The organism is Tissierella sp., assembly GCF_031460495.1.
Taxonomy (GTDB): Bacteria; Bacillota; Clostridia; order Tissierellales; family Tissierellaceae; genus JAVKTS01.
In genome coordinates this window covers 275,511-300,271 of the sequence record NZ_JAVKTS010000001.1, presented here as the reverse complement: position 1 = coordinate 300,271, position 24,761 = coordinate 275,511, and the positions used below count along the sequence as shown (strand labels likewise).

The following is a 24,761-nucleotide window of genomic DNA, read 5'->3' as shown; positions in this document are numbered from 1 at the left end:
TCTAAGACATATAAAGTCTTGAATATAATATTTCATGCTGCATAGATCTAATTTCAAACCCTGGCATAGATAGACCTATGTCTGATTCTCCTAGAGAATAAAGTTTTTCTATAATTGCTTCAAATAATGGATAAAGATTAGCTAATATTTCTTGACCTACTAATTGGCTTAATGGAACAGTTTTAACTAAGTTAGTAATTATAGCCGATGTAGAAGAATAAAGATAATTTATCATAGCTTGTTTTTTATCTATGCCAGTTGAAGCACATAGAACTCCATAAGCTATACTATGGTTATTAGGAATACCTTCATCGACTGTTAATTTAATGTAATTATTAAATATATCATTAGGCAAATCAGAATTCATACTCATTACAGTCTTAACAAACCTTGCACCTAATTTTTCACTAGCTTCCCTAGTTTCTTTTGGAGTTTTAACTGCTCTTATTATAGATTCTAGTTCAATTATTTTTTTATAATCTTCATTGCAGGCATAATTATAAGCATAGAAGGCTGATAATAATTCAGTATATAAAAAACTACCTAATAAATTTCTACGAATATATAAATTAGCGCTCTCTTTATCATTAACAATATTTCTTTGGATATAAGTTTCAAGTCCAAATGAATGAGAATAGCCACCGATTGGAAAAAGAGAGTCATTTATCTGTAATAGTAAAAATGAATAATCTTTCATATTTTTAGTGACCATGGCTATGATCGTGGTGGTGACTATGTTCATTATCGTGGCTATGACTGTGGCTAGTATTAACAGATGAGATAGACTTATCTCTATGTATTTTCATAGTTTTAACACAAGCTTCTACTTCCAACTTTTTTAACATGACAAGCATTGGCTTATCATAAGGTAGAATAAGCTCGCTATAATCTTCACTATAGAATAAGGGAGAGTGTCTATTTCCTATTTCATAACATACTTTAGCTACTGTTTTTAAATCATTTGCCTTTACTGCTATACATTCATCTTCTATAATGTTTACTACTATAGCTTGACCATCTATAACTTCAAGAATATCTCCTTGTAAAATTCCCCTGGTTATATCGTCACTATCCAATCTAATTCCTATGCTAATTCCTTTATTAGTTACAAGCTTTTGTATCCTCTTTCCTGAGTCATACCAATGTATATTTACATAATCTATCGGAAGGCCCTCAAATTCTTTATCCTTAATACTTCCTTTAATTCTATTTATTATCCTATTTTCCATAATGTTAAAATTCCTCCTTTTCTTATACACTTAATCTTTTCCAATTAAAACAGATATATACTATATTTGTTATAAAACTAAAGATTTGGCGCTTACATAATATTAGACAAAAAGAGTTGGTAACATCAGGTTACCAACTCTTTTTTGTTATACTCATTCCTTGCATACAAAGAGGTAATTCTATTCCATTAGACTCAAGGAGCTCCTTATCAGTCAATATTTTTTCACAGCTTCCATCTTTTATAATCTCACCATCATTCATCAAAATCACACGATTACATGTTTCCATGACAAAATCCAGTTTTTAAATCTTTATTATTTAACTTATTGAAAACCAAGGAAGTACTTTTATTATCATAGATACTACTATTGTTGTAACCGCCATGGATGTTACATTTCCTATAGTTGGATGATAGTCATCAGGGAGTGCATCGCAAAAATATTCTGCTAAGGGGGCACCTATTATTGCACCTAATACTCCTGCTGTAACCGCTACTCCTATTGAAGATCCAAACATTAGAACGCAAGCTGGCCCAGCACTTACTACTGGTACAAATGTTGCATACCATCCTCTTTCTACATATTTATTAAAGTATAAAAATATACCTACTGCTGAAGCAATAAATTGTGATAATATAATTGCCGGAATTGCTCCTGAAGCATAGGCTCCATGGTTCACATTTAGTATCCAGTCCAAACACACCCCTATTATAAGAAATAATCCAGCAATTTCATTTCCATAGAATTGAGGTTCTGTAAAATCTGCTAAAACTCTTCTTACAAACCACAATGGTTTCTCCATTTCTTTCAAAGTTTGCTCTTGTGATTTTACACCCCTATTTAATGGTTTTAATGGTATCTTTTTAATCCAAGGTAAAGTTTTACATATGGCCGCTATCAATATCCCTGTAATAGTCATAGCAAATAAACTTGAATCTGCTACTGGTACCCCAAGTACGGGCATTATATTATTCATTATCCAAAAAGCTACTGGAAAGGACATAATTCCTCCGAGAAAAGATCCTGTAAGCAAATTTACTATACTTGGTCCATAAATTAATATTATAGCAGGTGGAGCAGCTACTACTGAAATAAATGTTGGTAGCCAAGTATATTCTCCATTCTGGAAAAATCTTGTAAAATCAAATACAAATACTGCTAAGAATAATGATAATAATTGAGAAGCTAATACCCAAGGAAAAAGAGTTGTACCATAACAAATATTAAAACCTGCTAACTTAGAGTTTTTTATGTCTAATCTCCAAGCTATAATTCCTCCTAAAATTAATCCTAATGAAGCAAATAATCCTGCATAAAATTCAGGTTCTGTAAAGTTCATTATAGACCATATTAATTTATATAGTAGATTATCACCTGCACTAGATACTATTGTATTATAATCTAGCCAACTACTTACATTATTTATTCTGCTTAAAACAAAATAAATTAAAAAACCTATCCCGATTGATATAATTAGTCCTGATAAAGAACCTAAATTATATGTTTTTTTATTATCTTTCATGATTTTTACATTACTCCTCTGTTTTCACCATCTACTTCACATATAATTTACTATTACTTATTGTTTAACTAATAGTATTTATATATTTCATAAATACTATTCGTACTATACTAACTTCCAGTCATTTAAATATCAGAGGTAATTGCATCGCAATTACTTCACATAGAACTAGATTCCAAAACAATAGATAAATTATAATCATTTTTTACTATTTCCTTTTTATCTACTAAAAACGACTGCTCAGTTTTCTCTATCTACTTCTTTTTCTAGTGCATGATATCTTTTAATAATATCTTATATAATTGCACATCTTCCACCTTTTTTAGGACAAAAGCATAAGTAATAGATATAATGCATTAGGGAGGGCACATAGGCCCTCCCTTGGTTTTACTACACTAAATATTGATTAAAATGCAGGACTACTTGCCCAATTGTATTCATCGATTAAAAATTGTCTTACTTTATCGCTTGTTAGATGTTCAATTAAGACCTTTATTTTTTCACTATCTTTGTTATCATTTCTAGCAACTAAAGAAATAGCATATCCTTCAGTTACATAGTCTTGTTTTTCAACATATAATCGTTGATCATCTCCAACTAATTCTAAACTTTTTGCATAAGTAGGATACATTATTGCAAGCCCTGTTTCTGTATACCTTTGAGCTAAGCTAGTTAAAGGCACTTGATCATCAAGTATCAAATTTTTAGGATTAGACTCAATATCATCAAGGGTTAATTCAGTTGTTTTATTGTCTTTAAATGTGAGTAATCCAGCTTGGCCTAATAGATATAAAGCTCTACTTAAGTTAGTTGAATCATCTGGTAGTGTAATACTTGCATCATTGGGTATTTCTTCAATTGTTTTATAATCTTTTGAATATAAAGCAAATGTAGCATGATATATAGGCTGAATAGTTACTAAATCTGAATTATTAGCCTTGTTAAATGATTGCAGAAAATAATCATGTTGAATCATATTTGCATCTAGTTCTTTATTTTTTAGCAAATTATTAGGTGCTTGATAATCAGCAAACTCATTGATAACTAAATCGTATCCTGCTTCTTTTACATCATCTTTTATTAAGGTTAAAATATCTTTCATTGGATAAAATGCAACACCAACATTAATTTCATTATTATTATCAGTAGTAGCTACTCCACATCCTACTAATGAAATACTTAATACAAGTATGCTTAATATTACTATAATCTTTTTCATACTTATCATCTCCTCTTTATCTTTTGTCAATTTTATTAGCTATTATATTGCCACTTGTCTGTATAATCTGGACTATTAATATCATCATTACAATAATAATCCACATCAATTTGTAATTAAAATTATAATAACCCTCACTTATTGCCAAGTATCCTAAGCCTCCCCCACCAATTATACCCATTACAGTTGAATATGATAATAGACTAATGATAGTAGAAGTAAAACTTAGAACTAAGCCAGAGCGAGCTTCTTTTAATAAAAAATGTATGAAATATTGTATTGTACTAGCTCCTAGAGCATAAGAGGTTTCATAAATATTTTTATTTACATCTAATAAATCCTGCTCTATAAAGCGGGAAAATATGGCAATCCCAATGAAGCTTAAGGGGATTTTTGATGCATCAACACCAAAACCAGTCCCTAAAATCAGTCGGTTAAGTGGTATTATTACAATTATAAATAAAATAAATGGTATGGATCGAGTTATATTTATTAGACCAGATATAATAAAATATATTGTTTTATCTTTGTAAATCCCATTTGATCCTGTGATAAACAAAACAAATCCAAGAAATAATCCTATAATTAGAGAAATACACATTGCAGTAAACATCATATCTAGAGTTTCAAATAAGGACCCAAAAATCTCTATCTTGAAGGTCTTGAATGTTTCTATATATTGATTAATCATGTAACAAAGCCTCCTTATAGGAAAGAGGAGTTAATTCCTTTGTTTCTAAAGAAAGAACATCTGCAAGTCCACCCTTCTCTATGATGGCAACTCGATTGCATAAGGCTTTAATTACAGATATATCATGTGACACTATGACTATTGTAGTTCCAAACTTTTCGTTAACATCTCTTAATAGCTTTAATATTTCATAGCTCATCTTTTCATCTAAGGCTGAAGTAGGTTCATCACAAAAAATAAGCTTTGGATTTGTCATTAATGTACGGGCAATGGCAACTCTTTGCTTTTCTCCACCAGATAGGGTTCCAATATAGGATTGTTCAAAATTAGTAAGACCAACAAAGTATAATAATTCTCTTGCTTTTTCAATATAATCTTTTTTGTTTCCTTTTCTTAACTTTGATGGCAGAAGTACATTATCTAGGACATTTAAATTATTTAATAGATTAAATCCTTGAAAAATCATGGATGTATCTTTAACTAATTTATGTTTTGTTTTTTTATCTAGTTCTTCATCCATTAAATATATATTTCCATCATCAGGTTCGATAAATCCATTCATCAATCGTAAAATAGTTGATTTACCACTACCTGTTTCTCCAACTATCCCATAAATTTCTTTTTTGTGGATAGATAAATTAATTTCATTTATAACTCTAGTTTCTTTACCATTTATAATAAAATATTTTGATACATTTTCAAATCTAATCATAAGTTCACCTGCCTATTTACACACTAAAAGCTATTATATCAAAAATAAATGAAACTTTAAACTAAATCCTTATATGACAAACACTTAAATATAAGCTACCCACTATTACTACCCCACTTAGTAGATAATTATCCATAACTTTGCACAAAAAAACTTGTCTATGGACAAGTTTTTTATAAATATTTATAAAATAGTTGTTTTCATGAAAAACACAGAATTAATCCCATTGTCCTGGAAATCTTAATTTTTGTAGCAGTGGAAACTTTTTATTATATTCCTCCACTTCTTCCTTTGGAAGATTATTGAAAGCTTCTGATTCATAGAATTTTCCTTTTATGCCTTTCATACTATCCTCTGCTAATTCAATTCCCATAAATGCATCAAAGTTTTTCCCGTTAGCAGTTGTAATATTAAAGTTGTCACATGTCTTAAATCCTATTCTAGGATAATAATCTGGTTCTCCAAAAATTACAATCCCCTTATACCCCTTATCTGCAGCTATTTTCATTGTTTCTCTTAACAACAACTCACCAACTCCGCATCCCTGCCATTTAGGCTCTACGCAAAGAGGTCCAAAGGTTATAATTTCATGTGTGTTGCTACCATCAACAACCCTTGATTTTGAATACATTATGCATCCTATTACTTCTCCATCTTTTATTGCTATTCTGCTTAGCTCTGGAAGATAGTCTTTATCTTGGCGTAATTTATGGACAAGGTAATGTTCATCACATCCAAGATGGTGTTTATTCCAAAATGCATGCTGTGTCATTAACTCTACATTGTACCAGTCCGACTCTGTTTCCATTCTTATTTCTATTTCTTCTCTATTTAATCTTTTCTTTTCCTCTAGAAACCATCCAAATTCTAGCCTTACTTCCTTTCTATCTAAATCATTGTTCTTATAGCAACATGTATCCATGCCAATCAAAGTAAAGCCTTCATGCTGATAAAAATCTACTGCATTTACATTACATGATTGTGTTTCCAGTATAATAGCACGACGACGCTCTCTCCTTTCTTGTTCCTTGGCCACTTCAATTAATCTATGGCCTATTCCTTGCTTCTGATATTTTTCAGCCACCCAAAGCTCTGTAACTCTTAGGCGATTAGACCATATTTCTTGATCAGTTTCAATTGCTGCAACTAACTCATCATTAACTAACACTCCCCAAGCATAAGCATTTTCCCAGTGTTCTTCATATAACTTATCTGGAAAATCGTATTCTTCTGGTGTATGAGTCAATGGCTCACTAAAATCTTTCTTTTCTATCTCAATAGTAAATCCTTTATCTCTTTTGTTTACTATAACATCATAATACTTATCTGTTGTGTATTTTATTGGAATTACTGTTCCCTTCCATTCTTCTTTTGGTAAATGTATAATTTCATATTCCATAGAATTTATCCTTTCTCCTTTATATGTACAAACCATTCAAAATATCTGATATTTACATCCTCTCCTCACCCACTACTAGATAGTGATATTATACCATATCATTTAATAAAAATATCCCTAAATTCAATATCTAGGGGAACAATCGGTTATGTAAAAACAGGTCCCCAATTCCAACGATTGATAGAACTTGGGACTTATAATTTACATATCTAGCTTATTACTTGTTTTAAAGAATTCTTTAAGTCATCCTCATCTGTACTTAAGGGTTTCAAATTAAATGTATCTACCAATGTAAATATGTTTTTAAACATCTTCACAACTATTTTATACTTGTTTTGAATTGAAATTATTTTCTTTCACTTAAATATGTGGAAACTAGTATTAGTACCCCACCTAGCATTTGTAAGATTCCCATGGGTTCACCTAGAAATATAAAGGATATAAGTACCGCAAATATGGGATCAATATAGCTTAATATCGCTATTGATTGCCCCTCAACTTCCTTTATTGCCGAAAAATATAATAAGTAAGCAATTCCAGTATGTACTATGCCTAGTAATAGTATGATTATCCAAGATTTCGCATCCACTAATCCAAAGTTTAATTTATCGTTGCCAATAACTAATGGTAACAGTACCATACCCGCTACAAATAGTTGTATCAATGTAATAGTAAATGCTGGTATGCCCTTAATATGTTTGTTAAGAATAACTACTATTGAATAAAGTACTGCCCCTGATAAGCCATATAATATACCTTTTATATTATTATATGATGAAATATTACTCGTCCCTCCTGCTTGTAATATTAAAAATAACCCTATTATTGAAACAAGGATATATGTTATTTTCTTGATACTTAATCTTTCTTTTAGTACAAGGGATGAAAAAACGGCTATAAATATCGGTGCAGTATAATAACTTAGGGTAGCATTTGAAATTGTAGTGTATTTATAACCTTGAAACAATAATATCCAATTAACTCCAATTATTGCTCCCGATAAAATTAATAAGGATAAATTTCTTTTCAATTCAATTCCAGTGAGTCTTTGTTTCTTAAATATACCTAATATAAATAAAAACACACTTCCTATTAACGCCCTAAAAAAAGCAATCTCTGCACTACCTAAATTAATTTCTCTAACTAAAACCCCTATTGTTCCCCATATTAACATGGCTATTACTATTTTAATTTTTTCTTTAGTAAAATTTAATATTTGAATCACCTCGTTAAGTATATTATATATTTCTATTATGCAGGCGAAAACTAATGTCTAGAAACGGTTTATTAATTAATACCTTGAAAACAGATCTTTTATCAAAAAGTATGACTCCTTTAATCTTTCTTCGTAAATAGGCATATCCCAATTTTCCCATGTATAAGCACTCATATGACCCAATACATTATTTTCTATAGAAGGTAATGAATCTCTTATCTTACCTTCTTCATCAATATACAAAGCTCCTACATATATTTGATCGATAAATCTGCTTGCTTCTGCTCCATCTGTATACAAAGCCCCCATGAATTCTTTTTGACTTGGGTCTTTTGCTTGTATCAGCAGCCAAGGAATTCTTAACTCGATTCCTCCTTCATCATTTAATGAATAATCTACCAAAGAATCATATTCACTAGAAGATGGATTTCCATTACCTTCCTTAAGCTTTCCAGTTTCATAGGAACTAAATGGAATTGTAATATCTTTATCAGGTAAATAATATTCTTTATTTAATACATAATTAATCTTAGAGAATTTCCCACTGTTTTTAGCAGGTATGCTCTCTAATGGTTCAATCAACTCTAAATGATAAGCATATAAATATGTGTAAAAGTCATAGTATTCATCCACTAGAATACGAGATTCATCTTCATTCAAATTGATTACAAAATCAACACCATTAGAAAACTTAAGATCCTCTTTTCCAGCTATAAATTCATTACCTTGGTCTGGTATAATATCTAATAATAAAATTGGATAAGCATTGCCTTTTTTATTATAGTCTAAACGAATATAAAGGTATCTTTCATCATGGTCCACATAGAGTGCATTTATATCTCCCTCTAGCTTCTCATAAATAGAAGCTGCTTCCCACTCACTTGTATTGCCATCAACCTGAATCTTATGGCGATCAAAGCTCAACAATCCAAATTGTTGTTCATTTGTTTGAGCATTTGACCAAAGGGGTCGTCTATTTGGATTATCATAATCCATAGTATTCCAAGTGCGCTTAAACCATTCGTCTTGCCAAGTAAAGACAAGTCCCCCTAGTAACTTTTCTTCCATTATATCTTCAAATAAATGGCTAATGATCTCTCCTTGCTCTTGTTCTGACAAATAGCCTTGATTCCATCCAAAAGGATTTTCGTGGGCCAAGCCCCTTGAACCAGGCACTCCAAACTCTGCTACTAAAATAGGAAGTCCATGAGAATCATGTAATTCGTCTAAATATCCTGCATAGTTATTATATTTTCCACAATGATCTACAAAGCTTTGATACTTTTCATCATAGTTTAAAAAATCAGGATAATATGGATAAATATGATACGAAGCAAATTGTTTTGTTAGGTCAGCCTCACCCTTAGTATAGATAACATTTGGATTGACACTTACTAAATCCTCTTGATCAGTAAAATCAGAAGGATGATCTAGAATATCTGTTGTCGGCCAGTTGGTAAAACTCATTGGTCTAATCCATTGATAATTTTCAATTTCGTACTGAGTAATTATATCCATCTGCTCCGCAAGCCAATATTCAAATGGAGCTGCATCTATAGTCTCAAAATACTTGCCCTTATAATCACCAATTGAAGCATGTATTTTATTTGTATTTTCTACCATAAATGGATACCACTCTATGCCCAATATCCACCCAATTACATATTCTGAAATATCTGCATGGTAAACGCCAGAAGCATGTCCAGGCCTAGACTCAACGATTTTGTTCCCGTGGATAACATCAACCAGCCTTTTCATCTCCTCTTGAAAATCCTGTAGATTATTTTCTTCAAAGGCATCTAAGGATTCTACTAATTCTTCTTCATTAATCCACACACCATGTAATACATATATTTTTTCATCATGGCTTTCATTGTATTGTTTCAAAGCATTATAAAATCCAGGCGGATGAAGTGTATATACCCGTATGGTATTGCTCTTCATATCTCCAATATATTCAAACCAACGATAATATTCTTCTTCAGTTATAGCTGCTTCCCCTGGGAAAGTGCCAGGTTTAGCCATACCTATATTTACTCCTTTAATATTTAAGCTAGTCCATTTATTATCCTTGAGAATCTCAAAAGAATCATTTTCTATTCTGGCATTATACTTAATCTCATCTGAGTTTTTCTCTGCTGGTAAAGTAATAGACCTCTCTAAATTCTCTAATATTACCTCCATCATAGGAAAATATGTAGACCAATAAAAACTATTATCGGAAAATTTTTGAGCTATTTTATTTATCTTTTCCAGACCTTTTATTTGATAAATAGAAGGCATTGATGATACTTTGTTAAAATCCCCTGCAAAATAATAGCTTGAAGATGACCTATGTTCACTTGCTATAACACCTGCAAATTCAATAGGAACTCCATATTTCTCCAATAGGGTTTTCCCCTCATCTGTTAGCTTCCATTCATAATTTGCCAACACAGTTGCACGATCTTTTGGTGTAACAATATCAAACCAATAAAAATAATCTGGACTACTTGTCAGCCCAAATCGTTTTTCTCCTTCTTCAGTAAAAGAAAGACTTATTCCTCCATCTTTTATATGTTTTTCACCTTCTAAAATTACTACTTCAAACTCAATATCATTGACTAAGATAAATCCTTCCCCACTATATTCCCAGGTGTCTCCAAATGTATCTACTAGCCATTGGGGAATTTCACTGTTTTTTTCAGGATTTAATTCTTCAAAATATCGCCCTGTCCACCCGGACCAGTCTATGCCCAGATAGTCAGTCACACTATCTCTTACTGCTTTTTTTGTAGGTGAAGCAAAGGAGTTATATTCTGCAATAAGCAAACTATTATCCTTCTCATTTAACCAATTAACTATATTAGCCCACTCTTCCTCTTCAAGTCCACCATAGACTTTTTCAGAAGAAGAGGTATCTTTATCTTTCTCAAGCCAAGGCAAGTCCTCTCTATCTACACCATAAGTATCAGCTAAATAAATAAGATCATATTCATTATAGCTAGCTGGCAATGATCGCACTTCATAGCTTTCAAGCTTTACATTTGGAGAAAATCCAAAATAATCATTTGCTAAATCATATGAATTGTTTGATTTATCCTTGTATTTTAAGTGATTTAATAACCATGTAACCCCTAGATGCTCCTTATATAATTCATTTGGCACAGTTTTATCAATAATTGCCACTTGTAGATTCTTGTAAGGTTTTAAATGCCAGAGAATAATTGGCAAGGTAAAAAGAATTAACAAGGACAATACAATTACATAAAATCGCTTCATTTAGATCCTCCTTCCTTGGAAAGTCCCACTCTCTTCATCTTTCCCCAATCTTTTCTTCTCAGTATACTTTGTACAAATCCTTCACATCTCCATATCAAAGATAAAGGTCTATACCAAAATGTTTCAGTTAAAGACATTAGAATTAGCTTTACAAAATCCTTTATGCTTGTGTAGGTATTCATACTCCAAGATTCCAACAATATAGAAAAGGCAGACAAAATAGACCCATATAAAACAAATAGCAAGGTTAGTAATATTGAAAATTCATAATAAATACTTCCTAAAAAGAAAGAAGTCACAATATAAATATATCCACCTAATTCAATAATTGGTCCAAAACATTCAACAAATAAAAAATATGGAAAAGCAATCATACCAATCTTTCCGTATTTAGGATTTAATGTCATCCTTTTATGTTTCCATAAGCTCTCAATTAGTCCTTGATGCCATCTTCTTCTCTGTCTTCTTAAATCCCCTAGGTTTTCCGGAGCTTCTGTCCAACATACAGGATCAGGAACAAACTGAATTTTTTTCTTCAGTTTCTTTTCCTTCAAAAATCGGTGTAGTCTTACTACTAGTTCCATATCTTCACCAATGGTATCAGTAGCATATCCACCTACTTCAACAACCCATTTTTTGGAGAATACACTAAAGGCACCTGAAATAATTAGAATTAAATTAAATTTACCTAATGCAATTCTCCCCATCATAAAGGCTCTTATATATTCAATGGTTTGCATTACAACCAAAGGATTATTGGATAATTTTTTCCCATATACAGAACCTAATTGAACATCAATCCCATTGGCGATACGAACATTTCCACCAGCAGCGATGACTTCTCCATTTGACATAATAATTGGTTCCATCACACGCAAAAGGGATTTTTCATCTAGAATAGAGTCCCCATCAATAGAGCAAAAATATGGAAACCTTGAAAGATTTATTCCAGCATTTAGTGCATCTGCTTTCCCACCATTTTCTTTTTCTATTAAAAATAAATTATGATGAATTTCAGACCTAAAAATTTGAACAATTGCTTTTGTTTTTATTTGTTCTTTAACTACTTTGGATATACTTTTCATCTGAAATCTTTCAATTAAGATTTGCTGTGTCTGATCAGTAGAACCATCATTTACTATAATCAGCTCTGTTTGTGGATATCTAAGACTCAACAATGATAGAACACTATCTACAATTCCTACCTCTTCATTGTATGCAGCTACTATAATAGAAAGTGGTTTTGTATAAAAAACATCTATATAATTTTCATCTAATTCTCTTTTATCTAATTTATATTGCTTACGAAGGTCTATAAATGCAATTATCAACATAATTCCATAAGCAGTTATAGTAACAATCATATATACTAATATGAATCCTCCAAAAAACAATACTAAATAATTTACTAACTTGTCCATTATTAAAACCCCTTTTTCAATACTTCTTATGCCAAATCAGTAGCATACTTCTCCTGTCCAATTTTAATATATGATTCTAATTTTTCCTTACCATTCCTACTATCACCAATAGTTTTTGATGCCTGAGAACGAACCCACCAATTTTCATCTTTCAGCAATTTTTCTAAATATGGATGTACCTGATTTAGAGGAAAATTCCTTAAAATTCTTGCCATCATTAACCGTTCTTCCCACAAAGAAGAATTTAAAAAATCCATGTAATTATCCAATTTAGTAACTATACCTATTTCATTTATAGCTCTTAAGGATCGAATTCGAATTTCAGGATTTTCGCTCTTTAGATTACTTTCTAAGAATGGTGAGAATTCCATATCATGTCTAATTCCCAGTACATCAATAAGGGAATATTGACATTCTACAGGTAATTCATCTGTTTGATATGTCAATTCTTGAAGCATTTCTGAATCAATATTTATTAATAGTTTCTTATACTCATATTCAGAGAACCTTATGGATAGGGTGACAAATTCTTTTAAAAAGGTATCTGCACTAAAATTAGAGTGGATTACTAGCAATTGAAAGCGCTCATCCTGCGATAATTTCCTCTCCCCCATTTTCTTGCATTCATCTTCTAAACTGTCTATTTGGAAATCTATAATTCTATACATGGCATTCATTCTTAAGCTCCACCTCTTGCTATGAAGAAGTCTTTTGTAATATTGATTCAGATATTCATTAGAAAAATCCTGAATTCTTTTTTTAATCCCTACATTAGATAGATTTTGTATATAAGAAAGAAAAATTTCTTCTATGGCTTTAATCTCAATTTCATTTCTTGGGATGAGTTCAGCAGATAAAGGAAATTCATTAGTGAAATACTCACACCACTTATCTTGTTTATTTTGTATATATAACTTTATTCCCTTATTCATTGCAATTTCTCTGCTTCGCTTAAATGCTAAATAAATACTTAAAAATATAAGTATTAAAGAAAGTATAGTAATACCTTTAAGTAAGAAATCAATAGATATATTCATTATGTCCACAACCTTTTAAATGTCCTTTTTACTTGTACTTCAAACAAGCGTAAATTAAAAGGCTTAATCAAGTAATTATCCACACCACTTTCATAAGCGTATATCATATCTTCTTCAGAGTTTCTTTTTGTCATCATATAAACAATAAATCTTTTGCTATTTGGCAACATTCGAATCTTATGCAATACTTCTAATCCATTTTGCCTAGGCAATATATCATTCATGATTATAATGTGCGTATGACTAGAAATATACCAATCAGATTGAAGAAATTCATAACCATCTTGAAAATCTCTTATATCTATTTCAAAATCTTCAATAGATAAATTCTCAAGAGTAGTATGAAGGACATTTCTAAAAATTTCATTTTCTTCTAAGATACTAACCCTAACCTTTTCCATTGGTCTTTTCTTATAGGCTGTAATATATTCAATTTGCCAAGGTCCCTTAGCTAAGCTATGATTTAAAAAGCCATTTCCATCCTTAAGCAGTTCCTCAAAAGCTCCATCATTATTGCCTATTTCTGCAACACTTGAGGAAAATGATATTTCTTTGTTTTCTAATAAAGGTATACCATGGTTTTTTATATCTGAATAGAGTCGTTGTAAAAATGCAGTCGCCTCTTTTTCACCACTTTGAGATAATATGATAAACCATTGAGATTGATTTGATAGTTTGAAAATGAAATCTGTCTTTCTTATTTTAGTTTCCAAAAAATCCATTAGTTTTTTCTCTATATCTAAAATCTCACCTGTATTGAATATGGTCTCATCATAAATACCAAGAAAAACTGCAGTAATAGTAGTTCTTGAACGCACAACATGTTCCCTTAAGGCATTAAAAAGTCGTCCCGATATCGCCTGATCAAATGAATACTCACTTAGCATGAAATCATCTCCTGAATACACCTATTTTTAATCTGTTTAATCTCCATATTTTATAGTATTTGTAAAATCGTGTCTACAATATTAGCCAAAATCAGTGCAATTCAACATGTTGCTAAAGAGCTAGTGTAAAATAATACGAATTTAAAAGATAATCTTCTTCATATTTTTCAGCCAACTTTTTTAAGAATCTCTTAACTGTTTTTATACTAGCTTCATCTTGTTTATATTTCTCCAATTGCTTAAAGAAATTTTCTTTCTCTTTTCCTGTAGCACTTTGTTTAAAATACCCCCAAACATGCATTGCTGCATTTTCAAAGCTTCCTTTATCGCCCTCACAATTAAGGCCATTTTCTAAAATATTATAAAATGTAGTTGCTGAAAACTTATCTTTGTTTTTTAAAAAACTTCTTACTTCTAAATAATCTAAGTGCGAACGCTCCAGTATGGTATATTTATACCTACTCCATTCCTTTTCAAGCTTGTTGATATGCAAATCAGATGTTGTGCAATTGATGCATTTAATACAGGACAAATTTTTATCCTTTACCTCAAGCATAATGTCTATGTCACGCCTGTTGAGTATTTTATAAAAATCCATGAACTCATTTATGCTTATATATTCCGAATGTGATCCTTTCTTTTTATTTTCAGCCTGCTGTGAATAATGAATCTTTTGATTTCCATCTTCATTTTTCCAAGTTTTTTTGCTTTCTTCAATCCAATATTTTTCGCTTTGTGCTTGGCATGAAGGGTTTGTTTTGTTATGTAAATTGTCAAAAACCACAGGTATACTTTTTCTAATACCAATTTCTAGAACCTCTTCGATATTGTATATCTTGTCATCATTTTCTATTATAAGTCTATTTTTAACCTTATCATCAAGGTGATCATAGTTAACCATGAAGCGTTCCATAGATAGCTTTTTGTTATCATATCCACCACCAATATGAAGGATGACTTTATGTTCTTGGTTGAGACCTAAACTATCAAGTATTCTGGTATGGTAATTCAAATCATCAACAGCTCTTGCTACCACTTCCTTGCTGTTAGAATTTAAAACTGTATATTGCCCGGGATGAAGAGAAATTCTCATACCGCTACTTTTTATCTTGTTGCCTATATCTTGCAGCTCGTCTTTGAAAATTTCCCACCACTTTAGCTTGTTAATTTCGCTAGAGCCAAATGGTACAAAGTCAGAGCTTATCCGAAACAAATGTATATTATTTTCAATATTATAATCTATAATGTTGTTGAGTGAAATGATATTGTGTTTTATTAACTCTTTCAACTTTTCACCTCTGGCATTCTTAAGCAAGCAACTTTTCATATCAGTGTTTGAAACCCCAACAAGCTTACATGCGTATCCTATTACCATATGTTGATAATCCCCCTTTAATTATCTGTTTAATATGTTTAATTTTACAATAATATGTTCACTGTGTCTTTCCCTTGTTGTTTTGATTTGTACATTGCAGCATCTGACCTTTTTAAAGCATCTTTATAATTATTATCAGTATCTTTAAAGTAGGAAAAACCTATGGAAATGGTTATACTAATAGTCTCATTTCCTATTGGAATTCTTAATGAAGAAATTCCACCTAATAATTTTTCGCCGAATTCCAGTATATGCTCTTCTCTTAAGCCTGGGAATATGCCTACAAATTCATCTCCGCCCCAACGAATCAATTGATCAGAACTTCTTATAATATGATTTACTATCCTGACAATTTCTATAAGGACAATATCTCCTACTTCATGACCATAATTATCATTTATATGTTTAAAATCATCAATATCAAACAACATAATGGCTGGATTTTCTCCTTCTATCCTGTATTGCTTAAAAAAAGCACTTAGATTCTTTTCTCCATATATTCTACTACATGCCTTAGTCAGTGCATCTAAGTTAATTTCTTTTTGTAATGATCTAGTTGAAGTTGATATGTGATTCTTCTCTACAAAATAAAGTATTGTAAATCCAAATAATAAAACTGCAAAGATATACCTTAATAACCGTATGATAGATTCACTAGATAAAGAATATACTGCAATGTTTATTTTTTCTGCATAAGCATCAATATCATCTAAATGAACTCCCATGGCTATTATCCAATCATAATCCTTATATAGTTTTGCATAAGTAATCTTCTCTGATATGGTAGAACTATCTAACTTCTTAAAATAATAAGTTGAAAATATCTCCCCATTTTTCTTTACGCCCTCTAATTCTTCCAGATAAGGCAAGTTACCTTTAATATCTTCCATATCTGTAGATAAATAAGTTCCCTCTGTGTCTCTTAGATTTGGGTGAACTTTTCTAATAGCATAATTTTTTCCACCTTCATATTTAATAACTTCATTCACCCATATGTAGGAATCATTAGCAAATTTCCTATTTCTTATTATATCTCCAATTTCTTTTTTTACAATCTCATCTATGTATGACTTGCTAACCCCAAAGATGCCTTCAATATTTCCTTTTTCAATTACAACATAAGAAGACAGTAAGGATTTTAAGTTATTTACAGTACTGTCTATAGTAACAATATGTAAATCTGAAGAACCATACAGGATTTCCCCCGTTTTATTATTCCATAAAAAGGCTGCCCACATATTAGGATTTAGATCATTATTGAAATTATCGATGAAAAACTTTATAAATTCTTCATCGATTAAATCCAACTTTTCTTGAAATCGTCTTAGTCTAGAATCTGTATTTTTCTTATAATTGTTATATTTAGTTTCTCTTAATGTGTCTATTTCTAAAAAAACATTATTTACTGTATCTTTAAGAAAATCTTTTTTCAAATTTATAATAGTCGTTTCAGTTTGCTCTAAATATATTTTTTGAGTCATCTCATGGGATAAAAGATGGAGATATATCACCATTAAACAGATTATAAAAGATACCATGATTGTAATTATTCTAAATTTATTTTTATTGATTAAATTCATAAGATCCCTCTTTTTATGTTTTTTACTTCTTCATAAGGTTAATTTTATGTCTGTTCTTTTCTCATTCTGTTTGTTTCTGAGTCAAAAATTTTCCTTCTATTTTATACCCATCAATTTATTTTCTAAAAGTTTTTCCTAAAGCTTCATATCATCTGTTGCCAGCAGCACATAATCTACCTTAAATAAACTTGCCTCTTCAAATTCTATATCAGCTTCTAATTCTCTTCTAAAAAAGTTGTTTTGCTGCCATGGCTAGTTGCATTGATAATCTAATAGGAAGAGCCGGATCAGCCATCTGGTTAATATCTCCTACGAAAAATAAATCTTTTATAGGATAATAAAAAGCAAATGAACCTGTTGATCCAGAATGACCAATGAGTTCACCTTTTCCCATAAAAAGATTGATGATTCCATCTAATGGAATTTGCATATATCCCCCACCATAATAAATCGGCCCCATTGAAGCTTGCAGTTTGTTATAGATTGATAAGCTACTTAAAATATCTTTATTAAACAATTTCCCTCCAAAAAAAGCTTTTATAAATATCATTAGTTCATGAGCATTAGTGATACATCCTCCACTGGCACCACAGCTAGTCACAAGCTTAGGACGGTGGATTAATTGATCCTTATAATAGATTTGAGGTATCCTATCATTTTCATTTTCTGGAAGATATGTATTGGACAGCCCAAGGGGTTCAAAAATAAAGTTTTTGTATGCTTGTGATAGTTTGAAACCACTTGCCTTTTCAATTATTCCACCCAGTATATCAAAGTTAATGTCCGCATAATAAGCTCTTCCTTTCTTTCTTGGTGGAAAATGAGGTTTTAAATTCTTAACCAAATCTATCATGTCGCAGAAAGTGATATAAAAATCCTCTTGAATGACTTGATCCTTTATATTGCCTTCCCCTTCTAAATACACATCAGGTAGACCACTGGTTTGAAACAGTAAATCAGATATTGTTAATTCCAAAGAGTAGTCCTTGCCATTGAATATATGAATTCCATCTAGAATATTTACATCAAAATATTTAGTTATTTTATCATTTAAGGATAATTTCTGTTGTTCCAATAATATTAAAATACAAGTAGTTGTAAATAACTTCGTAATACTTGCCATAAGCAATGGTGTATTTAATTCCTTTCCACCATATCCTTTGGAAAATGAGAACTCTCCATTTGTGTTTTCTATCAGCAAGATTCCTTCCTTGATTTTCTTTGAATTTGTAAATTTACTAAAGACTTTTTCAAATCTCTCTGTTTCAATATTTGTCATAGCCATTTCCCCTTTTTATTTAATAAGAACTTTTGCCTTGCTATCCCTCAAACCCCTATTGTTTCATTCTATTATATAGTATAATCTTTCTTTTTTCTCTCTTTTTGTAAATATTCTATCAATGATTAAAGTATAGCATTATTTATATTATGATAATTAATAATAAAAACTGACCCTCATGGCTAGAATGTTGTTCTAGATCATGAGGGTCAGTTTTTTCTTATAATGCTTTTACTTGAGATTTTTTAACTTCATATCCTACTTTATCGATAGCATTTTCGATATCTGTTATTGATACTTTTTCATCATCAAAGTTTAATTTTACTTTACTTGAGTTAAATGATACATTTAAGCTTTCTTTGTCTATACCATCTAAAGTCTTTACGGCAGCTTCTATCTTTAGCATACATGATGGACATGTTAAAGTTTCTAATTGTATAGTTGCTTTTTGCATTTTCATCTCTCCTTTGTTTTTCTTGTTATTTATATTATATACCATTATCCTTTGTTTTAATTTGACCTAAATCAAAATTTCATTTTATATGTTTATTTATTATTATATATTTTTCTAATATTTTAATTTGTAACGAAGAAGCCTCATGCCGTTTAATATTACTACTAATATACTTCCTTCATGTACTAACATACCTATAGACATGTTCATCCAATCACTGAAGAATACGCTGGCTAATAGGACTAATACTACCCCTATTGCGATAAAGATATTTTGGCGCATGTTGTTAGCTGTTGCTTTTGTTAGACCTAAGGCATGTGGCAAGCGACTAAAGTCTGAATTCATCAATACTACATCTGAGGTTTCTATTGCTACATCTGTTCCACTTCCCATTGCTATTCCTATATTTGCTAAGGCTAATGATGGACTATCATTTACCCCGTCTCCTACAAATGCTACGATTTGACCTTTTTCTTCGATTAACATTTTTACATATTCTGATTTATGCTCTGGTAACATATTTCCATGGGCTTCAGTTAAGCCTAGTTCTTTACTTACTACATCTACTGTTCCTTGGTTGTCCCCTGATAGCATTACTAGGTTTTTTACTCCTAATTTCTTTAATCTTTGTAGATCTTCTTTTACTCCTGGGCGAATCTGGTCTCTTACTCCCATTAATACTTTTAGTTCTCCATCTACTGATGTTATTACTAGTGAGTTTCCTGCCTTTTCAAAGCGTGCTATGTCTTCTTTTGCCTTTTCGTCTAATTTTACATTTTCTTTTTCCATTAAGGCTACATTTCCTACTGCTACTCTACGATTGTTTACTCTTGCTACTATTCCTCCGCCTTTTACTACTTCTGTATCTGTTACTTCCGAAAACTCTGTTTCTCCTATTTCTACTAATACTGCTTTTGCTAATGGATGATCTGATTCTCTTTCTATACTTGCTAGATATCCTAATGTTTCTTCTATATTTTCTCCATAGTATAGCTTTTCTGCTACTGATGGGTTTCCTACTGTTAAGGTACCTGTTTTATCAAATACCATTGTGTCTAGTCTACTGAAATCACTTATTACTTCACTACCTTTTAATAGAACTCCATGACGCGCTCCGTTTCCTATACCTGCTACATTTGATACTGGTACACCTATTACCAATGCTCCTGGGCAACCTAGTACTAATATAGTAATTGCTAGTTCTACATCTTTTGAGAATATCCATACTATAAATGATAAAACTAGAACTGCTGGTGTATACCATTTTGAAAATCTATCTATAAATCTTTCTGCTTCTGATTTGGAATCTTGAGCTTCTTCTACTAATTCTATAATTTTACCAAATGTTGTGTCTTCTCCTACTTTGTCTGCTACTATTTGTATTGTTCCATTATCTAAGATTGTTCCTGCAAATACATTTGATCCTTTTTCTTTACTTACTGGTATTGATTCCCCTGTTATACTTGCTTCATTGATACTGCCTTCCCCTGTTAATACTGTTCCATCTACAGGAACCTTTGCACCTGTTTTAACTAGTAATATATCTCCTACATCTACATCATCTACTTCTACTTCTTCAAATTCTCCATTTTCCATTTGTTTCAAAGCACTTTCTGGTGCCATTTCAGTTAATTCTTTTATTGCGGAACGGGTTTTGTTTAGTGTACGTTGCTCTAGATAAGCTCCGAATAAGAACAAGAATGTTACTATGGCTGATTCTTCAAAGTTTTTAATGAAAAATGCACCTAAAACGGCGATTGTAACTAAAACATCGATACTGACAACTTTTACTCTTAATGCTTGATATGCTTGGATTGCTATAGGTGCAACACCTAATATTGAAGCAATAACCAAGGTCCAAGTAAATATTACTTCATTATGAAAACCTAATTCACTAATAAATGCTATTGCAATTAAGATTGCACTAACTACTGTTATATGGTTTTTTCTGCCTAGTATAAATTTTTGCATATTTACTCTCCTCTCTATTCCAATTACTCTATTCCCATATATTTTTTTATATTTTTTCATTATATTATTTTAGTATATCCTGTTTAAGTATCTTGAATTGATTCGAAATTGACTTCGAATCAATTCAAGTAAACTTATAAAAAAATTCTCTTTAAGCTTGATATGATTTATCTACTTCAGATAACATATTGTATACTGCTTCATAACTTTCGCATACATCACCTGGAACTGTATAGTTATCTGTAATCTCACGTAATTTTGCAAACTCTTCATTTAGTTCAGGTTTTTCTGCTCCTGCTTCTTTTGTTTTCTCTATGATTGTGTCATATAGTTTGTGTACTTCATGAAACTCTGGGTGACTTCCTCCATGAACTCGTGCTACAACTGGTACATAAAGCTTTAACTTTTTAAAATTACCTTCATTAACTTGATTAAATGTTGATTTCATATTATCTCCTCTTTCTTTTTTATTTTCTCTTAACTTCTATGGTCTTATTATAGCAAGGATTTAAATAAATAAAATTGACCTACATCAAAATTTAAAAAAACTATTTTATTTTTTCTTATGCTATAATATTATTACCCATAAGATGTTAAGAAAACCGCTGAAAATTGGGAAAAGATATGGATTCGCAAGTAGAGAATCATATGAGGCAAAATCAATTCAAAGCAAAATATAATGATAAAAATTAAATATTAAAGGAGGTAAGTCATGTCAAATTTGAGAATTGATGATTCAGCAAGATTAATTGGTAAGTTAAGACTGGGAGATAATGTTTATATTGCACAGGGCTCAGTTCTCCGTTCAATTGATGATTCCTTGACCATTGGAAATTCATCCTGGGTTCTTGAAAATTCTGTACTTATTGGTAGCCCTGAACACCCCTTAAAAGTAGGGAGCAAGACTATTTTTGGCCATAAATGTATTGCTATTGGAGCAGAAATTGGTGATTTATGTGAAATAGGAAATGGAGTTATTTTTCTTCCAAACTCAAAAATCGGAAATATGTGTATATTTGGAGAAGGAACAATAATTCCAGAGGGATGTGTTATTCCTGATGGATCTGTAGTAGTAGGAAGACCAGGCAGAATAATAAGGAGTCTGACTGTGGAAGATAAAAATATGATATCAAGAATGAGAAACAAGGATATTTCAATAAGCACATATGTAGAAAATATAATCAATAAGCAAGCAAAGGAAGGTGAAAAAATGGGGAAATTATATGAATATGGTACAAAGTATCCTGTAGTATCTGAATCTGCTATTATATATGATTCAGCTGAAGTCACAGGAGATGTTATAATAGGAAAGAATTCTGTAATTGCTTCTGGTGTAAGAATAGTCGGAAACTCACATGGTCCAGTAAAGATTGGTGACAATGTTCAAATACTGGAAAATTCTGTCTTGCATTTATTGCCTGATAATGAATTGGTCATTGGTGATAATGTAACTATTGGTCCTAGCTGTATAATTCATGGCACAAATATTGGTTCAAACAGCATAATAGAATCAGGTTCAATAGTTTGTGACTATAGCAAATTAGGCAACAATACCCTGGTTAAGTCTGGAAGCTTAGTTAAGCAAAGAAGTGTTTTTGATGATAACCAAATCATAGAAGGCTTCCCTGCAGAAAGCATCGGAGAAAATGTTGAAACACTAAAAAGACCTGCCTGGGCCTTGTAGTTAGAAAATGTTTAAGAGGCTTAAATATAATTATTTAAGCCTCTTACTGATACTTCCCCAGAATATATATTTTCTATACCATCTTCAAATTCTACTATAAGTTCTCCTTCATCATTTAAGTCAATAGCTTTACCTATCTTAATACCACCATCTTTGATTATCTGAACTTCTTTTCCAATCAAGGCAGAGTGTTTTCTGCATATTTCAATAGCTTCTAATAAATTGAAATCTTCTTTAAAGGAGTCATAAAGTTTTTCAAAATGATTTAAAACCAATGCAAGTAGTTTGTTGCGTTCTATCTTTTCACCTGTAAATATTTTTAATGATGTTGCCTTATCTTTCAAATCATCAGTAAAATCATCTTCATCTAAGTTAGCATTGATGCCTATTCCAATGACTATGTAATTTATCTTATTTAATTCGCAGCTCATTTCAGTAAGGATACCACATAGCTTTTTTCCACTTATAACTATATCGTTAGGCCATTTTATCTTGGAATCTATATTCATTTCATTTAAAGCCAAATGGACTGCTGCAGCCCCTATTAAGGTTAACTTAGCTACTTTATTTGGTTCAAGATTTGGTTTTAAGATAAGAGATAAATATATACCTTTTCTTGATGGAGATGTCCAATTTCTTCCTAGACGACCTTTGCCTGAGATTTGTTGTTCTGCAGTTATAACAGTACCTTCAGCTTTATCCATTGCAATATTTTTAGCATAATTATTGGTAGAATCTATGGATTCAAAATGAATTATTTCATTCCCTAAATATTTAGTATCTAAATATTTTTTTGCTTCCTCATATGTAAGCAAATCAGGGCAGGAAATTAATTTGTATCCCTTTCTAGAAACTGATTCTATCTCATAGCCATCTTCTTTTAAGGAATTAATATATTTCCAAATGGAAGTTCTACTTACTTCACACTCTTCAGAAATTCTTTGACCCGATATGAATCCATCATTGCTCTTTAACAATTCTAAAATTTTTCTTTTCATGTATACACACTCCAATATATATCTTATAGCTATTTTATCATAGTTTTTACTTAATTAAAGAAGTAAATATTAAAAAGAATATATAAAGCAAAAGCATTGTCAACCTATTATTTATTTTTGGTTGACAATGCTTTTTGGATAAGGTATATTTAAATATGTATTATGATTAATTACATACAATCTTGAATTAATAAAGCTCATACTAAGACAATTAGATTATTCACATGGAGGGAAATAATTATGGGAAATAGTAATTCTGCAAACAAATCAAAGGTTTATCAAATGGCAAGCATAGGACTTATGGCTGCAGTAATATGTATACTAGGGCCTTTATCCATACCTATTGGTTTGGTGCCAATCTCATTTACAATCCTTGCAATTTACATTACACTATACACCCTAGGAATGAAAAAGGGAACTCTAAGCTTAATCATATATTTATTGGTTGGTTTTGCTGGTGTCCCAGTATTCTCGGGCTTCACCAGTGGCCCATCTAAACTTTTGGGGCCAACAGGCGGTTATCTTATAGGTTTTGTTTTTATGGCACTTATAGCTGGATTTTTTATTGATAAGTTTTTTGATAAATGGTATTTATGTATTGTAGGTATGATCCTAGGTACAGCTGTTTGCTACATATTTGGCACTGCATGGTTAGCATATCAAGCAAATATATCAGCTAAGACAGCTCTTGCTGCAGGTGTTATTCCTTTCATACCTGGGGACCTGATTAAAATAGCAATCTCGGCATATATAGGTCCTAAAATTCGCAATAGTTTAGTTAAGGCTAATTTATTTCAACTTTAGGAAATACTTTGTAAGAATAAAT

General features: G+C 31.1%; 22 protein-coding genes. 2 read left to right on the top strand and 20 right to left on the bottom strand.

Translation table 11 applies throughout. The features are described 5' to 3' along the window. Nucleotide 1 precedes the first annotated feature (1 nt). The 19 genes from RIN63_RS01420 to RIN63_RS01330 all read right to left on the bottom strand — a co-directional run bounded on the left by RIN63_RS01420 (nt 2) and on the right by RIN63_RS01330 (nt 21,701). Nucleotides 2–712, bottom strand: coding sequence for an urease accessory protein UreF (locus RIN63_RS01420; RefSeq protein WP_310442867.1), 711 nt, complete (start codon nt 710–712; stop codon nt 2–4). Next, nucleotides 702–1,229, bottom strand: a complete 528-nt coding sequence (locus RIN63_RS01415) for an urease accessory protein UreE (RefSeq protein ID WP_310442866.1) — start codon at nt 1,227–1,229, stop codon at nt 702–704. The genes RIN63_RS01420 and RIN63_RS01415 overlap by 11 nt, the downstream gene beginning before the upstream one ends. A gap of 130 nt (nt 1,230–1,359) precedes the next feature. After that, nucleotides 1,360–1,518: a hypothetical protein gene (locus RIN63_RS01410; RefSeq protein WP_310442865.1), complete on the bottom strand. Its 159-nt coding sequence runs from the start codon at nt 1,516–1,518 to the stop codon at nt 1,360–1,362. A 30-nt stretch (nt 1,519–1,548) separates the two neighbouring features. After that, complete coding sequence (locus RIN63_RS01405) at nt 1,549–2,751, bottom strand: hypothetical protein (protein ID WP_310442864.1); 1,203 nt, start codon at nt 2,749–2,751, stop codon at nt 1,549–1,551. A gap of 406 nt (nt 2,752–3,157) precedes the next feature. Next, a complete protein-coding gene (locus tag RIN63_RS01400) occupies nt 3,158–3,970 on the bottom strand; it encodes a MetQ/NlpA family ABC transporter substrate-binding protein (protein WP_310442863.1) in 813 nt (270 codons plus the stop codon). 16 nt (nt 3,971–3,986) lie between these two features. Further along, nucleotides 3,987–4,661 (bottom strand): ABC transporter permease subunit, encoded by a 675-nt coding sequence (locus RIN63_RS01395; protein WP_310442862.1) that lies wholly within the window; start codon nt 4,659–4,661, stop codon nt 3,987–3,989. Next, entirely contained in the window at nt 4,654–5,373 is a 720-nt protein-coding gene (locus RIN63_RS01390) for an ATP-binding cassette domain-containing protein (RefSeq protein ID WP_310442861.1), read from the bottom strand. The genes RIN63_RS01395 and RIN63_RS01390 overlap by 8 nt, the downstream gene beginning before the upstream one ends. Nucleotides 5,374–5,590: 217 nt before the next feature. Next, nucleotides 5,591–6,808, bottom strand: coding sequence for a GNAT family N-acetyltransferase (locus tag RIN63_RS01385; RefSeq protein ID WP_310442860.1), 1,218 nt, complete (start codon nt 6,806–6,808; stop codon nt 5,591–5,593). A gap of 310 nt (nt 6,809–7,118) precedes the next feature. Continuing rightward, nucleotides 7,119–7,997: a DMT family transporter gene (locus tag RIN63_RS01380; protein ID WP_310442859.1), complete on the bottom strand. Its 879-nt coding sequence runs from the start codon at nt 7,995–7,997 to the stop codon at nt 7,119–7,121. A gap of 66 nt (nt 7,998–8,063) precedes the next feature. Further along, nucleotides 8,064–11,249: a hypothetical protein gene (locus RIN63_RS01375; RefSeq protein ID WP_310442858.1), complete on the bottom strand. Its 3,186-nt coding sequence runs from the start codon at nt 11,247–11,249 to the stop codon at nt 8,064–8,066. Beyond that, nucleotides 11,246–12,670, bottom strand: coding sequence for a glycosyltransferase (locus RIN63_RS01370; protein WP_310442857.1), 1,425 nt, complete (start codon nt 12,668–12,670; stop codon nt 11,246–11,248). Before RIN63_RS01370 ends, RIN63_RS01375 begins: the two co-directional genes overlap by 4 nt. A 26-nt stretch (nt 12,671–12,696) precedes the next feature. Next, nucleotides 12,697–13,707, bottom strand: a complete 1,011-nt coding sequence (locus RIN63_RS01365) for a hypothetical protein (protein ID WP_310442856.1) — start codon at nt 13,705–13,707, stop codon at nt 12,697–12,699. After that, nucleotides 13,707–14,594 (bottom strand): response regulator, encoded by an 888-nt coding sequence (locus RIN63_RS01360; RefSeq protein WP_310442855.1) that lies wholly within the window; start codon nt 14,592–14,594, stop codon nt 13,707–13,709. Before RIN63_RS01360 ends, RIN63_RS01365 begins: the two co-directional genes overlap by 1 nt. Nucleotides 14,595–14,706: 112 nt before the next feature. Then, complete coding sequence (uvsE, locus tag RIN63_RS01355; protein ID WP_310442854.1) at nt 14,707–15,969, bottom strand: UV DNA damage repair endonuclease UvsE; 1,263 nt, start codon at nt 15,967–15,969, stop codon at nt 14,707–14,709. Nucleotides 15,970–16,013: 44 nt separating this feature from the next. Then, nucleotides 16,014–17,549: a diguanylate cyclase gene (locus tag RIN63_RS01350; RefSeq protein WP_310442853.1), complete on the bottom strand. Its 1,536-nt coding sequence runs from the start codon at nt 17,547–17,549 to the stop codon at nt 16,014–16,016. 226 nt (nt 17,550–17,775) lie between these two features. Then, the gene (locus RIN63_RS01345; protein ID WP_310442852.1) at nt 17,776–18,828 is read right to left on the bottom strand and encodes a serine hydrolase domain-containing protein; all 1,053 of its coding nucleotides are present in this window, start codon (nt 18,826–18,828) and stop codon (nt 17,776–17,778) included. A 220-nt stretch (nt 18,829–19,048) separates the two neighbouring features. After that, the gene (locus tag RIN63_RS01340) at nt 19,049–19,282 is read right to left on the bottom strand and encodes a heavy-metal-associated domain-containing protein (RefSeq protein ID WP_310442851.1); all 234 of its coding nucleotides are present in this window, start codon (nt 19,280–19,282) and stop codon (nt 19,049–19,051) included. A 114-nt stretch (nt 19,283–19,396) separates the two neighbouring features. Beyond that, entirely contained in the window at nt 19,397–21,253 is a 1,857-nt protein-coding gene (locus RIN63_RS01335) for a heavy metal translocating P-type ATPase (RefSeq protein ID WP_310442850.1), read from the bottom strand. A 151-nt stretch (nt 21,254–21,404) separates the two neighbouring features. Beyond that, nucleotides 21,405–21,701, bottom strand: a complete 297-nt coding sequence (locus RIN63_RS01330; protein WP_310442849.1) for an iron-sulfur cluster repair di-iron protein, ric — start codon at nt 21,699–21,701, stop codon at nt 21,405–21,407. A gap of 264 nt (nt 21,702–21,965) precedes the next feature. Here RIN63_RS01330 and RIN63_RS01325 point away from each other — a divergent pair, with 264 nt between their 5' ends. Next, nucleotides 21,966–22,937, top strand: a complete 972-nt coding sequence (locus RIN63_RS01325) for a DapH/DapD/GlmU-related protein (protein ID WP_310442848.1) — start codon at nt 21,966–21,968, stop codon at nt 22,935–22,937. Between the two features lie 20 nt (nt 22,938–22,957). Here RIN63_RS01325 and RIN63_RS01320 read toward each other — a convergent pair whose 3' ends face one another. Then, nucleotides 22,958–23,935: a biotin--[acetyl-CoA-carboxylase] ligase gene (locus tag RIN63_RS01320; RefSeq protein WP_310442847.1), complete on the bottom strand. Its 978-nt coding sequence runs from the start codon at nt 23,933–23,935 to the stop codon at nt 22,958–22,960. A gap of 240 nt (nt 23,936–24,175) precedes the next feature. On the opposite strand from RIN63_RS01320, the gene RIN63_RS01315 reads away from it, so the two are divergent. Continuing rightward, nucleotides 24,176–24,739, top strand: coding sequence for a biotin transporter BioY (locus RIN63_RS01315; protein ID WP_310442846.1), 564 nt, complete (start codon nt 24,176–24,178; stop codon nt 24,737–24,739). The last annotated feature ends 22 nt before the right edge of the window (nt 24,740–24,761 follow it).